This window comes from Enterobacter cloacae complex sp. ECL72, from assembly GCF_019056635.1.
Lineage (GTDB): Bacteria > Pseudomonadota > Gammaproteobacteria > Enterobacterales > Enterobacteriaceae > Enterobacter > Enterobacter hormaechei_C.
Map to the genome: position 1 here is coordinate 4,295,175 of NZ_CP077659.1, position 13,592 is coordinate 4,308,766.

Below are 13,592 nucleotides of genomic sequence, written 5' to 3' on the forward strand. Positions count from 1 at the left end.
TCATCGCCGCGCCTGTTGTTACTCTGCTTCCGCTTCAGTCGCCGGTTCCAGATCGTTAAACCAGCTGTCGAGCTTCTGTCGCAGTTTATCCACGCCCTGCTTTTTCAGCGAGGAGAACGGTTCAACCTGTACATCACCGTTGAATGCCAGCACCGCTTCACGAACCTTGTTCACCTGCGCCTTGCGCGCGCCGCTTGCCAGCTTATCCGCTTTTGTCAGCAGCACCAGCACCGCAATATCGCTTGCCACCGCCCAGTCAATCATCTGCTGGTCGAGATCTTTTAGCGGATGACGAATATCCATCAGCACCACCAGACCTTTCAGACACATGCGTTTTTCCAGGTATTCGCCCAGCGCACGCTGCCATTTGATCTTCATCTCTTCCGGTACCTGCGCGTAACCGTAGCCCGGTAAATCGACCAGGCGTTTGCCTTCAGCCACTTCAAACAGGTTAATCAGCTGAGTACGGCCAGGTGTTTTCGAGGTACGCGCCAGGTTTTTCTGATTGGTGAGCGTATTCAGGGCACTGGATTTTCCCGCATTGGAGCGGCCAGCAAATGCCACTTCAATCCCTGTGTCTGAGGGCAGGTGGCGAATATCGGGCGCACTGGTGACAAAATGCGTCTGTTGGTAGTTCCAGGTAGTCACGTGGTCGTCTCCAAAAATCGTAATCTGCGGGGATTATACCTGAATGCGGGCAAAAGGCTTTTCCCTTCGTCATTGACATGTAAGTGAAAGCCCTACGGAATGTAAGAGATCTGCCCTAAAGCGTATGAGAAATTTAAGAGAAATCGCAGGCGCTAAAAAACTCAAAATATTAAAATTCAAAGAGTTATTAATGAGCAATTATCTGAAAATCCGGTTTTGTACCTTTTCATAGCTTGTTAGTTTAAGGGAACAAGGTAAAGTGTGTGCCAGGGCGAGGATGCCAACAGGATAACGACTTAAGGATAAGGGTCAGGAGCGCCAGGAGGCGAAGACTCAGGATTGTCAGGACGACCGGCGCCTGGAGGCGTTTTTAACAGGAAACGGAACCGTATCACGGACGGTAGTAGCCAAGGGATAAACAGGGTTTGTTGCAGGCAAACAGGGAATGTCTGACCCGTTAAGGGTTGTGAGTCAGGAAAAAAGGCGACAGATTGCTCTGTCGCCTTTTTTCTTTGCTTGCTTTCTGCTAGATTTCGCCGCAATTCTATACTGAAGAAAACGACTTAAAGATAAAACATCATGAAAAAACCGACCTCCGCTGCGGGCGTGAAACGCCCTGCAAAAGCACGCCGCAAAACGCGCGAAGAACTGAATCAGGAAGCGCGCGATCGCAAACGCGATAAAAAACATCGTGGCCATGCTGCGGGTAGCCGTGCTAACGGTGGCGGTGCCGCAGGCGCTTCTGCAAAAGGCAAACAGCAGAAAGATCCTCGTATCGGCAGTAAAACTCCCATTCCACTGGGCGTGACAGACACGCCGGTCACTAAGCAGCACAAACCAAAGAGCGAGAAACCTATGCTTTCACCGCAGGCTGAGCTGGATATGCTGGAGAACGATGAGCGCCTGGATGCGCTGCTGGAACGTCTTGAAGAGGGTGAAACCCTGACCGCTGAAGAGCAGTCCTGGGTGGACGCCAAACTGGACCGCATTGATGAACTGATGCAGAAGCTGGGTCTGTCCTACGATGATGAAGAAGACGAAGAGGAAGATGAAAAGCAGGAAGATATGATGCGTCTGCTGAAAGGTGGAAACTAACATTTGCACCCGGCAGGTACACTCGTCCTGCTTATAACCCTTCCGGTTATATGTTATCTGGTGTGGTTATTCGTTAAACTACGGCGGTTGTCGCGGCGACAGAAGTGGCTGCGCACCCGAATGATGTCCCGCAACGGGACCAGAACGGGCCGCCGTATACGAACGCGACACCAACGGAAGGAGTGAGCATGTCTGTACCATCTATCGACTGGGATTTGGCCCTGATCCAGAAATATAACTATTCCGGGCCGCGTTATACCTCATACCCCACCGCGCTGGAGTTTTCTGACGCTTTCGGCGAGGCGGATTTTCAGCAAGCTGTGGCGCGCTATCCCGAGCGCCCGCTGTCGCTCTACGTCCATATTCCGTTCTGCCATAAGCTCTGCTACTTCTGCGGCTGCAATAAAATCGTTACCCGCCAGCAGCACAAAGCCGATCAATACCTCGATGCGCTCGAACAGGAAATTCTGCACCGCGCACCGCTGTTTAAAGGGCGTCACGTCAGCCAACTTCACTGGGGCGGTGGTACGCCAACTTATCTGAATAAAGCGCAGATCAGCCGCCTGATGGCGCTGCTGCGCGGCAATTTTAGTTTTAACGACGACGCCGAAATTTCGATCGAGGTCGATCCGCGTGAAATCGAGCTGGATGTGCTGGATCATTTACGTGCCGAAGGTTTCAACCGCCTGAGTATGGGCGTACAGGACTTCAACAAAGAAGTACAGCGCCTGGTAAACCGCGAGCAGGACGAAGCGTTTATCTTTGCCTTACTCAACCATGCGCGTGAAATCGGCTTTACCTCAACGAATATAGACCTGATTTACGGCCTGCCGAAGCAGACGCCGGAGAGCTTCGCCTACACGCTTAAACGCGTGGCTGAGCTTAACCCGGACCGTCTGAGCGTCTTTAACTATGCGCACCTGCCGACGCTGTTCGCCGCTCAGCGCAAAATCAAAGATGCGGATCTGCCTTCCGCCCAGCAGAAGCTGGACATTTTGCAGGAGACCATCGCCTCGCTGACCGAAACCGGCTATCAGTTTATCGGAATGGATCACTTTGCCCGCCCTGACGATGAGCTGGCGATTGCCCAGCGCGAAGGTGTTCTCCACCGTAACTTCCAGGGCTACACCACCCAGGGCGATACCGATCTGCTCGGAATGGGCGTCTCCGCCATCAGCATGATTGGCGACTGCTACGCCCAGAATCAGAAAGAGCTGAAGCTGTACTATCAGCAGATAGACGAAACCGGCAACGCGCTGTGGCGCGGCATTGCGCTAACGCGCGACGACTGCATCCGTCGGGACGTGATTAAGGCGCTTATCTGCAACTTCCGTCTCGAATTTCGCGAGGTGGAGTCGCAATGGGATCTGCAATTCAGCGATTACTTTGCCGAAGACCTGAAGCTTCTGGCGCCGCTGGCGAAAGACGGGCTGGTGGATGTGTCGGAGAGTGCGGTTGTCGTCACGCCGAAAGGACGTCTGTTGATTCGTAATATCTGCATGTGCTTCGATGCCTATCTGCGTCAGAAGGCGCGTTTACAGCAGTTCTCGCGGGTGATTTGAGCTGCAATGCCGGGTGGCGCTTCGCTTACCCGGCCTACATCTCGCACTTATGTAGGCCGGGTAAGCGAAGCGCCACCCGGCTTTTCATCAACAGCTCGTTAGCTAAACAGCCCAACCAGTGCCGCACACAATACCGCCGCAACGGCAGTTTGTGGCGTGTGGCTTTCTGCTGCTCCGCTCGAAAGCAAAGTCACTAATGATTCCAGCATGATGCTCCCCCCTGTTTCCGGGCACGATCATACAAAACTCATCGGAACAGTAAAGCGCAAAATAACGGCACTTTGCGCTCAATTAGTAACCTTTACACAGCGGAGTAAGATCACTCCATTCCCAGCTCTTTCAGCTTGCGCGTCAGGGTGTTTCGACCCCATCCCAACAGGCGAGCCGCTTCCTGTTTGTGGCCCTGGGTATGACGAAGCGCGGTAGTCAACAGCGTGCGCTCCATCTCAGGCTGCGCTTCGGAGAGCAGATTTTGATGACCGGAACGCAGCGCGCGATCTGCCCACTGCGCCAGCAGCGTCGCCCAGCTGTCCGGCAGCGCATGTCCGGCGGTGCTTTCGGGCACGGTGGCTTCAAACAGCTCGGCGGGGAGATCCTGAATCAACACTTCCTGTCCGGCGGCCATCACGGTCAGCCAGCGACAGGTGTTTTCCAGCTGACGCACGTTGCCCGGCCACGCCAGACGGGTGAGGGCGGCATCCGTTTCCGGATGAAGCTGCTTGGCTTCCACGCCCAGCTCGCGGGCCGCCACTTGCAGGAAATGGCGCGCCAGACGCGGGATATCTTCCCGACGCTCGCGCAGCGGCGGGAGGTGGACGCGGATCACGTTCAGACGATGGAATAAATCCTCACGGAATTTCCCCTCCTGCACGCGCAGCTCCAGGTTCTGGTGCGTCGCGGCAATAATACGCACGTCCACCTTCACCGGCGCATAGCCGCCCACGCGGTAAAACTGGCCATCTGCCAGCACGCGCAGCAGTCGGGTCTGAACATCCAGCGGCATATCGCCGATTTCATCCAGGAATAGCGTTCCGCCGTCAGCCTGTTCAAAGCGTCCCTGACGAATGGTATTTGCCCCGGTAAACGCCCCTTTTTCGTGGCCGAACAGCTCAGATTCAATCAAATCTTTGGGGATCGCCGCCATGTTCAGGGCGATAAAGGGCGCTTTCGCCCGCGGGCTGTGGCGATGCAGGGCGTGCGCAACCAGCTCTTTACCGGTCCCTGATTCACCGTTAATCAAGACGCTGATAGACGAGCGCGACAGACGCCCGATGATGCGAAACACGTCCTGCATGGCTGGCGCTTCACCGATGATGTCCGTCGTAGGCCCGAAATCCGGCGCGTGACGGGGCTGCTGTTGCTCCTGATAGTGGCTGATGGCGCGTTCGACCAGGGCAACGGCTTCGTCGATATCAAACGGTTTTGGCAGATAATCAAACGCCCCCTGCTGGTAGGCGCTAACGGCGGCATCCAGGTCGGAGTGAGCGGTCATTATGATGACCGGAAGCATAGGGTGGCGCTGTTTGATCTGCTTTAAGAGCGCCAGTCCGTCCATGCCCGGCATGCGAATATCCGAGAGCAGAACGTCCGGCGTTTTGGTGGTGAGTGCGTCGAGCACCTCGCTGCCGCTCTCAAACGTCGTGCAGCTTAATCCCGCTCCTGTGAGCGCGCGTTCAAGCACCCAACGGATGGAGCTATCGTCATCGACTACCCAGACTATCCCTCGTTGCATAAACGTCACCTTTATTTTTTAATCGGCAGGAAAACCGAAAACTCGGTATGTCCCGGCCAACTGGTAAATTCAATTTTGCCGGAGTGTTGGTCAATCAAATTACGGGCTATGGATAACCCCAGCCCGGTGCCGCCTTCGCGACCGCTGACCATCGGGTAGAACAGGGTGTCCTGGAGATGCGGCGGGATCCCCGGCCCGTTATCTTCCACATCAATACGTGCCGCCAGACGATAACGCACGCCGTGCAGCGTCAGCTGGAACGCGGTGCGGGTACGCAGAATAATTTCGCCACCCTCCGGGCCCAGCGCCTGCAACGCGTTACGCACAATGTTCAACAGCACCTGTTCAATCTGGTCCGGATCGTGCGCCAGCTCCGGCAGGCTTGGGTCGTAATCACGCACCAGCGTGACGTTATCCGGCAGCTCCATAGAGACGAGTTTCACCACCCGCTCCGCGACCTTGTGAATGCTTTCTGAAACATGCATCCCCGGCTGCTGCGGCCCGAGCAGGCGATCGACCAGATTACGCAGACGGTCCGCCTGCTCGATAATGACGTTGGTATACTCCGCCAGGGCAGGGTCAGGCAGCGCTTTGGTCAAAAGCTGTGCCGCACCGCGTAAGCCGCCCAGCGGGTTTTTAATTTCATGAGCCAGCCCGCGTACCAGGTCGCGCGCCGCAATCTGCTGAGCATGCTGTAGCTGCTCCTGGCTGAGACGACGCTGGTTATCCATCGGCGCCATTTCCAGCAGAATCATGCCATCTGGCAGGCGCTGTGCGGTGAGGGATAAAATATGCGAGCGTCCGTCAATCACCAGCGTCACTTCGTTATCGGTGAAGCCCTGACCCGCCTGCAAACTCTCCTGCATCAGACCAATATTCAGCGAGAAATAGCTCAGCAGTTCAGGCAGCGGCGTGCCAAACAGTTTACGGGCGCTTTGAGCGAGCAGCTGCTGCGCCGCCGGGTTGGCGTAATGCACCGCCAGCTCGTCGTCGACCAGCAAGATACTGTTAATCAAAGAATTGAGGATCTGCCCAGCATCGGGCAGCGTGCCAGTTGCCATTCAGCAGTCTCCTGGAGTCGTTGCACTATTTTAGTGCAGTATAGCGTTTTAGAGGTAAAAAGCGCGTGAGATCAGGTTGTTGGTGGAGAAAAAAGCCCATCCGAAGATGGGCTAAAGTTTCCACGGCAACTACTCCCGACGCGTATGCGCCGGGTAAAACAAATCAATTAAACGCTGTAGTACAGTTCGAACTCAACCGGGTGCGGCGTCATGCGAACGCGGTCGTTTTCTTCGGTACGCAGCGCGATGTAAGCGTCGATAGCTTCATCGGTGAACACCCCGCCAGCGGTCAGGAACTCACGGTCTGCGTCCAGCGCTTGCAGGGCTTCTTCCAGAGAGCCAGCAACCTGTGGGATCTCTTTCGCTTCTTCTGGCGGCAGGTCGTACAGGTTTTTGTCCATGGCTTCGCCCGGGTGGATCTTGTTCTTGATACCGTCCAGACCGGCCATCAGCAGTGCTGCGAAGCACAGGTATGGGTTAGCCGCCGGGTCCGGGAAGCGCACTTCGATACGACGCGCTTTCGGAGACGCCACCACCGGGATACGGATAGAAGCAGAACGGTTACGGGCAGAGTAAGCCAGCATCACCGGTGCTTCGTAGCCTGGGACCAGACGCTTGTAGGAGTTGGTGGTCGGGTTCGCCAGGGCGTTGATCGCTTTAGCGTGTTTGATAACACCGCCGATGTAGTGCAGCGCCTGCTCAGACAGACCCGCGTATTTGTCGCCAGAGAACAGGTTGGTGCCGTTCTTGGACAGGGACATGTGGCAGTGCATGCCGGAACCGTTGTCGCCGAACATGGGTTTTGGCATGAAGGTCGCGGTTTTACCGAAACGGTGCGCAACGTTGTGCACAACGTATTTGTAGATCTGAATCTCATCCGCTTTCTTGGTCATGGTGTTGAAGCGGGTTGCGATTTCGTTCTGGCCAGCCGTTGCCACTTCGTGGTGGTGCGCTTCAACAACCAGGCCCATCTCTTCCATGATCAGACACATGGTAGAACGGATGTCCTGTGAAGAATCGACCGGAGGAACCGGGAAGTAACCGCCTTTCACGCCCGGACGGTGACCTTTGTTACCACCTTCGTATTTGGTGGAAGAGTTCCATGCGCCTTCGATGTCATCGATAGCGACGTGGGAACCAGAAATGGAAGCACCAAAACGGATGTCATCGAACAGGAAGAACTCTGGCTCTGGCCCGAACAGAACGGTGTCTGCGATACCGGTAGAACGCAGGTACTCTTCAGCGCGTTTTGCGATGGAGCGTGGGTCACGGTCATAGCCTTGCAGCGTGCCAGGTTCCAGGATATCGCAGCGGATGATCAGCGTAGGTTCTTCGTAGAACGGGTCAATGAGCGCAGTGGTTGCATCTGGCATCAGAACCATGTCGGATTCGTTAATGCCTTTCCAGCCGCCAATGGAGGAGCCGTCAAACATTTTGCCTTCTTCAAAGAATTCGGCGTTCACCTGATGAGCAGGGATCGTGACGTGCTGTTCTTTACCTTTGGTATCGGTGAAGCGCAGATCAACAAACTTCACTTCATGTTCGTTCAGCATCGTCAAAACGTGTTCAGCGGACATACTTAACTCTCCAGATTGGTCATTGTCGTCGTGGTAACGAGGTCTTCAAATCGGCTGGGCTGCCATATTTTTACTGTATTTCTGTAAAGCGAAATCTGTGCCAACTTTTAAAACACCCCAAAAAGGCGTTATCATGCGCACCATAGTGCAGAAGGGCTGCACCACATTGGATTTGTTGCACCATTATAGTGCTTCTGTGTGAACATCGAGCACCATATTGGTGCAATTTACGTTAAAGTGCCCTTTTACCGCTCCGTGAAAGCGATCACAAAGCATCTCTGCAATACTTGTTTGCGGGGGATGTTTGTGATCCTGTTTTGTAGTGCGATTAATCCGTGTACAATAACGCGCTATTTCTAAATGCCTGAGGCAAAGTTGTGATCGAAAAATTGCGTAATATCGCCATCATCGCGCACGTCGACCATGGTAAAACTACCCTGGTTGATAAGCTGCTACAGCAGTCCGGTACGTTTGATGCTCGTGCCGAAACTCAAGAGCGTGTGATGGACTCCAACGATTTGGAGAAAGAGCGTGGGATTACCATCCTCGCCAAAAACACCGCTATCAAATGGAATGACTACCGTATCAACATCGTTGATACCCCAGGGCACGCCGACTTCGGTGGTGAAGTTGAGCGCGTGATGTCCATGGTGGATTCCGTGCTGCTGGTGGTTGACGCATTTGATGGCCCTATGCCGCAAACGCGCTTCGTGACCAAAAAAGCATTTGCCCACGGCCTGAAACCTATCGTTGTGATCAACAAGGTTGACCGTCCTGGCGCGCGTCCTGACTGGGTTGTTGACCAGGTCTTCGACCTGTTCGTTAACCTCGACGCGACCGACGAACAGCTGGACTTCCCTATCGTTTATGCGTCTGCGCTGAACGGTATCGCCGGTCTGGATCACGAAGACATGGCGGAAGACATGACTCCGCTGTACCAGACGATTGTTGACCGCGTTCCTGCGCCAAACGTTGACCTGGAAGGCACCCTGCAAATGCAGATCTCTCAGCTCGACTACAACAACTACGTTGGCGTAATCGGCATTGGTCGTATCAAGCGCGGTAAAGTGAAGCCTAACCAGCAGGTCACTATCATCGATAGCGAAGGCAAAACCCGTAACGGTAAAGTCGGTAAAGTTCTGACTCACCTGGGTCTTGAGCGTATCGAGAGCGACATCGCTGAAGCGGGCGACATCATCGCCATCACCGGTCTGGGTGAACTGAACATCTCCGACACCATCTGCGATCCGCAGAACGTCGAAGCGCTGCCAGCCCTGTCCGTTGATGAACCAACCGTATCCATGTTCTTCAACGTCAACACCTCTCCGTTCTGTGGTAAAGAGGGTAAGTTTGTTACCTCTCGTCAGATCCTTGACCGCCTGAACAAAGAGCTGGTGCACAACGTTGCGCTGCGCGTTGAAGAAACCGAAGACGCTGATGCATTCCGCGTTTCGGGTCGTGGTGAGCTGCACCTGTCTGTTCTGATTGAGAACATGCGTCGTGAAGGTTTCGAGATGGCGGTTTCCCGTCCGAAAGTTATCTTCCGCGAAATCGATGGCCGTAAACAAGAGCCATTCGAAAACGTAACGCTGGACGTTGAAGAGCAGCACCAGGGTTCTGTGATGCAGGCACTGGGTGAGCGTAAAGGCGACCTGAAAAACATGAATCCAGATGGCAAAGGCCGCGTACGTCTCGACTACGTGATCCCAAGCCGTGGCCTGATCGGCTTCCGTTCTGAGTTCATGACCATGACTTCCGGTACTGGTCTGCTGTACTCCACCTTCAGCCACTACGACGATGTTCGTCCGGGCGAAGTGGGCCAGCGTAACAACGGCGTGCTGATCTCCAACGGTCAGGGTAAAGCGGTTGCGTTTGCGCTGTTCGGTTTGCAGGATCGCGGTAAGCTGTTCCTGGGCCACGGTGCTGAAGTTTACGAAGGCCAGATCATCGGTATTCACAGCCGTTCTAACGACCTGACGGTAAACTGCCTGACCGGTAAGAAACTGACCAACATGCGTGCGTCCGGTACTGACGAAGCAACGGTTCTGGTTCCACCGATCAAGATGACGCTGGAGCAGGCTCTGGAATTCATCGATGATGACGAACTGGTCGAAGTGACGCCTCAGTCAATTCGTATCCGTAAACGTCACCTGACCGAGAACGATCGTAAACGTGCAATGCGCGGTGCGAAAGAAGAGTAATTCGGTTATGCCGTAGGCCGGGTAAGCGCATGCGCCACCCGGCAACGAAAAAGCCGCTGAGCGATCAGCGGCTTTTTTTATTAGAACGAATACCGCAACCCTAAACGGATCCGGTACTGCTCGCGGTTGTAATCATTCCATCGGTCCAGCCACTGTAGCTCAAGATACGGCAGCCAGTTTCTGTCGATCTTATAGCTGAATTTATTGGTAATTTCCCAGTGATGATCTTTGCCATTTTTGCTGTGGTAATCATTCACCCGCTGGAAAAAGTGCGGCTCAAAGGTGTAGAAAAACGCATCCGTCACTTTGAAATTCCAGTAGTTGGCAAATTCATGTGTGTCGTTCTTATCCATCTGCCCGTTATAGTCCGGCGTATCGTAATTGTTATGGTTATAGCGATAGCGGAACGTCAGATTAAACCAGTCCGTAAATTTATAGTTAGTATCTAAATAAACCGCGCCACCTGATCCTGCGCTGCTGTCATTAATCAAGCCGCCGGGCTGGAAGGTCAGTTTGTCGGTCGGTTTGAAGAGTGGATACCACCCCTCAATTTCGTTATAGCTGTGCTTCAGTTCGTCCCATTTCCCCACGTTATAAGCGTTGGTGAACATCAGTCCCGCGCCCATATCGAAGTTATAGCCCGCACGCAGGATCACTTCGTGCAGCTCAGAGGCGGTGTTGTAGGCTTCGCGCGTTTCGACATAGGCCCCGGCAAAAACCGGGCAGGACACAGACGACACGATCAGTACGGTGATGATTCTTTTCATAATTTGTCCATGTATCAGGTACAGAAAGGCCTCCCTCCTGATAAACAGGAAGGACATACTGGCCGGATTTATTGTTATAAAGTGACTGCTGACGCTTTATTGTTGGTGGTTATCTCAGGGGTATTTGCTGTCTGTTTTTTCCGTTTTCCAATCTCCTCGATAATAAAGGCGAAGCGCGCTTCGTTGAGTTTATAAAACAGCCCCATGGTCACGGCGGCAACGATCGCCAGGCCGCACGGCCAGAGGAAAATAAGCTGACGCAACCCAAGCAGCGTGCCTGCGCTCTGCACGGCATGGGGAATGTAGCCAATCTGGGTCAGCATAATCCCGGGCAGGAAACCGGCGAGCGCGGCGGAGATTTTGCGCGAGAAGGTATAGCCGGTATACACCGAGCCTTCGGCGCGGATCCCGGTTTTCCACTCGCCGTAATCAACCGTATCCGGCACCAGCGCCCAGTTCAGGCTGTTCACAAACGCGGTGCCGAAAAAGGCCATGCAGGAAAAGAGCACGAACAGCAGGGAACTGGTTCCCCAGACGAAGTTCAGCACGTCGCCCACCGCCCACAGCGTCAGCCCGCCCAGATAGACCGGCTTCTTGCCAAAGCGCTTCACCGCGCCAGGCACCAGAAACACGCCAATCAGAATGCAACCCATGCTGAAAAAGCCCATCCACGACAGGAGATGCAGATCGTTCTGCACGTACTGGGTGTAATAGACCTGAATCGCCAGCTTGATGTTAAACGCGGCGAGGGTACACAGGTTGGCGATGCACAGCACCAGCAGCGGCGGATTGCGGAAAATCGCGCAGAACGATTTCAGAATGCCGGGCTTATGGTGATCGGGCGTAAGCTCGACGTAGCGCTCTTTCACCCCGCTGTAGCACCACCACATGCAGAACAGTCCCCCGGTGACGAACACCAGCGCGGCCACCAGATAGCCGAGTGAGGGCTGGCTGACGAACAGCGCCTGAATCGGCATAAAGCCGACAGTACAGAGCAACAGTCCTACCGTTGCGCCGCCCTGACGCCACGCCGCAAGCTGCGCGCGCTCGTTCGGGTTTTTGGTGATGGCCGGAACCATTGCACCGTAGGCGCAGTTCATCAGGCTGTAGCAGAGGCCAAACATCATGAAGAGCACGGTGGCGAGGGCCGTTTTCACCGTCAGGCTAAAGTCGTTGGCCATAAACTGCGCCGTGGCCACCAGCGCCACCGGAACGGAGGCGTAGAGAATGAATGGCCGGAATTTGCCCCGCGCGCCGATATTACGCCGGGAGTCCAGCAGCACCCCGGTCAGCATGTCGGTAAACGCGGTAAAGAACTTGGCGACCAGAAAAATGATGCCGCCGTAGAACGCGGGCATGCCCAGCTCGTCCGTGTAAAACTTTAGCAGATACAGCGTGCCAATACACAGCATCAGGCTCGAGCCAAAATCACCCATCCCGTAGGCGCACTTCTCTCGCAGGCTCAATTTCAGGGTTAACGGATCAGTATTATGTGTCATGGTCGATCCTCAAAGCGCCCCGCAGGGCGCTCAATCACGTCATTTATGCCGTACGTTTGCGCAGCTCAATTTCTTCCACGATGCGCACATACATCTTCTCGTTAAGGTTGTAGAAGCAGCCCATCGCCACGATGGTGATGACTGCCAGCAGACTCGGATAGATAAATATCAGCTGCCGTAGCCCTTCAACCGTGCCGGCGGATTGCACCACGTTGGGCACATAGCCGATCTGCGTGAGCATGATCCCCGGGAAGAAGCCCGCCAGCGCCTGCGATACCTTACGGAAGAAGGTAAAGCCGGTGTAGACCGTCCCCTCGGAGCGTACGCCGGTGCGCCACTCGCCGTATTCCACGGTATCGGACACCAGCGCCCAGTTCAGGCTGTTCACGAACGCGGAGCCGAAGAACGCCAGGCAGGAGAACGCCACGAAGCTCACCGAGCCGCCGCCGAAGAAGTAGTTAAGCAGATCGCCCGCCACCCAAATCGTCAGCCCGCTGATGTAGACCTTTTTCTTGCCGAAGCGCCGCACCGCGCCGGGCATCATAAAGACGCCGATAAAAATACAGCCCATGCTGAAGAAGCCCATGTACGACAGCAGGATCGGGTCGTTCAGTACGTACTGCGTGTAGTAGACCTGAATGGCGAGCTTAACGTTAAAGGCGCCCAGCGTGCACAGGTTAGCGATGCACAGGATAAACAGCGGACGGTTCCCGGCGATGGCGCGAAACGACTGCAACAGCCCCGGTTTCTGCGCCGGGTTAGCAGGCTGCGTCTCGACGTAACGCTCGGTTACGCCTTTATAGCACCACCACATAAAGAACAACCCGAACAGCGAGAAGAGGGTGGCGGCAAAGATGTAGCCAAGCTGGTCGTTGCCCTCAATCAGGTTCATCACCGGGACAAAGCCCACCGTACAGAGCAGCAGACCCAGCGTGGCGCCGCCCTGGCGCCAGGCGGCCAGCGAAGCACGCTCGTCCGGGTTTTTGGTAATGGCGGGCACCATCGCGCCGTAGGAGCAGTTCATCATGCTGAAGAACAGGCCGTACAGCATGAACAGCACCGTCGCCATCACCGTTTTACCGGTAATTTCAAACGGTGTGCCGACGAAGTTAGCTATCGCCAGCAACGTTACCGGGAAGGCTGCATACAGCACGAACGGGCGGAATTTCCCTTTCGGGCCGATCTTGCGCCGGGAATCGAGCATGATCCCGGTGCCCATGTCGGTGAAGGCGGTAAAAAACTTTGCAATCAGGAAGATAATCCCGCCGTAGGTGCCAGGCAGCCCCAGCACGTCGGTGTAGAACTTCAGCAGATACAGCGTGCCGATATCAAGCAGGATGTTAGAGCCGAGATCGCCCATCCCGTAGGCGAGTTTTTCTTTAAACGGCAGGCGCAGGGTTGCCGGATCAGAAGTATGTTGACTCATTATTGTTCTCCGTCTGCCCGCAGG

11 protein-coding genes are annotated in these 13,592 nt (G+C 54.9%); 3 read left to right on the forward strand and 8 right to left on the reverse strand.

Going from position 1 to position 13,592, the window contains the following annotated elements; translation table 11 throughout:
• Positions 1-18 precede the first annotated feature (18 nt).
• Positions 19-648: a ribosome biogenesis GTP-binding protein YihA/YsxC gene (gene yihA / locus KTH07_RS20745; protein ID WP_003861913.1), complete on the reverse strand. Its 630-nt coding sequence runs from the start codon at positions 646-648 to the stop codon at positions 19-21.
• Between the two features lie 579 nt (positions 649-1,227).
• Between yihA and yihI the strand changes: the two genes are divergently transcribed.
• Both yihI and hemN read left to right on the forward strand, forming a co-directional pair.
• Positions 1,228-1,743 carry a Der GTPase-activating protein YihI gene (gene yihI, locus KTH07_RS20750; RefSeq protein WP_015569898.1) on the forward strand — a complete coding sequence of 172 codons (516 nt, stop codon included), beginning with the start codon at positions 1,228-1,230 and terminating at the stop codon, positions 1,741-1,743.
• A 188-nt stretch (positions 1,744-1,931) separates the two neighbouring features.
• On the forward strand, positions 1,932-3,305 hold the full coding sequence (gene hemN, locus KTH07_RS20755; RefSeq protein WP_015569899.1) for an oxygen-independent coproporphyrinogen III oxidase: 1,374 nt from the start codon (positions 1,932-1,934) through the stop codon (positions 3,303-3,305).
• Between the two features lie 98 nt (positions 3,306-3,403).
• Here hemN and KTH07_RS20760 read toward each other — a convergent pair whose 3' ends face one another.
• From KTH07_RS20760 to glnA, 4 genes are all read right to left on the reverse strand, one after another.
• Entirely contained in the window at positions 3,404-3,514 is a 111-nt protein-coding gene (locus KTH07_RS20760) for a YshB family small membrane protein (protein WP_017382667.1), read from the reverse strand.
• A 110-nt stretch (positions 3,515-3,624) separates the two neighbouring features.
• Complete coding sequence (gene glnG / locus KTH07_RS20765) at positions 3,625-5,037, reverse strand: nitrogen regulation protein NR(I) (protein ID WP_003861919.1); 1,413 nt, start codon at positions 5,035-5,037, stop codon at positions 3,625-3,627.
• Between the two features lie 11 nt (positions 5,038-5,048).
• Positions 5,049-6,098 (reverse strand): nitrogen regulation protein NR(II), encoded by a 1,050-nt coding sequence (glnL, locus tag KTH07_RS20770; protein ID WP_003861923.1) that lies wholly within the window; start codon positions 6,096-6,098, stop codon positions 5,049-5,051.
• Between the two features lie 167 nt (positions 6,099-6,265).
• Positions 6,266-7,675 (reverse strand): glutamate--ammonia ligase, encoded by a 1,410-nt coding sequence (gene glnA, locus KTH07_RS20775; protein WP_003861925.1) that lies wholly within the window; start codon positions 7,673-7,675, stop codon positions 6,266-6,268.
• Between the two features lie 377 nt (positions 7,676-8,052).
• On the opposite strand from glnA, the gene typA reads away from it, so the two are divergent.
• The gene (gene typA, locus KTH07_RS20780) at positions 8,053-9,876 is read left to right on the forward strand and encodes a ribosome-dependent GTPase TypA (RefSeq protein ID WP_006808726.1); all 1,824 of its coding nucleotides are present in this window, start codon (positions 8,053-8,055) and stop codon (positions 9,874-9,876) included.
• Positions 9,877-9,956: 80 nt separating this feature from the next.
• On the opposite strand, the gene ompL is transcribed toward typA, so the two are convergent.
• The 3 genes from ompL to KTH07_RS20795 all read right to left on the reverse strand — a co-directional run bounded on the left by ompL (position 9,957) and on the right by KTH07_RS20795 (position 13,568).
• Positions 9,957-10,643 carry a porin OmpL gene (gene ompL, locus KTH07_RS20785; RefSeq protein ID WP_003861929.1) on the reverse strand — a complete coding sequence of 229 codons (687 nt, stop codon included), beginning with the start codon at positions 10,641-10,643 and terminating at the stop codon, positions 9,957-9,959.
• A 74-nt stretch (positions 10,644-10,717) separates the two neighbouring features.
• Positions 10,718-12,142, reverse strand: a complete 1,425-nt coding sequence (locus tag KTH07_RS20790; protein ID WP_032634215.1) for an MFS transporter — start codon at positions 12,140-12,142, stop codon at positions 10,718-10,720.
• A gap of 43 nt (positions 12,143-12,185) precedes the next feature.
• Positions 12,186-13,568, reverse strand: coding sequence for an MFS transporter (locus KTH07_RS20795; protein WP_006808723.1), 1,383 nt, complete (start codon positions 13,566-13,568; stop codon positions 12,186-12,188).
• Positions 13,569-13,592: the final 24 nt, after the last annotated feature.

Excerpts from the sequence above, each read along its gene's own strand:
- glnL (WP_003861923.1), bottom strand. The coding sequence starts at position 6,098 with ATGGCAACTGGCACGCTGCCCGATGCTGGGCAGATCCTCAATTCTTTG.
- ompL (WP_003861929.1), bottom strand. The coding sequence starts at position 10,643 with ATGAAAAGAATCATCACCGTACTGATCGTGTCGTCTGTGTCCTGCCCG.
- glnG (WP_003861919.1), bottom strand. The coding sequence starts at position 5,037 with ATGCAACGAGGGATAGTCTGGGTAGTCGATGACGATAGCTCCATCCGT.
- KTH07_RS20760 (WP_017382667.1), bottom strand. The coding sequence starts at position 3,514 with ATGCTGGAATCATTAGTGACTTTGCTTTCGAGCGGAGCAGCAGAAAGC.
- KTH07_RS20790 (WP_032634215.1), bottom strand. The coding sequence starts at position 12,142 with ATGACACATAATACTGATCCGTTAACCCTGAAATTGAGCCTGCGAGAG.
- hemN (WP_015569899.1), top strand. The coding sequence starts at position 1,932 with ATGTCTGTACCATCTATCGACTGGGATTTGGCCCTGATCCAGAAATAT.
- glnA (WP_003861925.1), bottom strand. The coding sequence starts at position 7,675 with ATGTCCGCTGAACACGTTTTGACGATGCTGAACGAACATGAAGTGAAG.
- KTH07_RS20795 (WP_006808723.1), bottom strand. The coding sequence starts at position 13,568 with ATGAGTCAACATACTTCTGATCCGGCAACCCTGCGCCTGCCGTTTAAA.
- yihI (WP_015569898.1), top strand. The coding sequence starts at position 1,228 with ATGAAAAAACCGACCTCCGCTGCGGGCGTGAAACGCCCTGCAAAAGCA.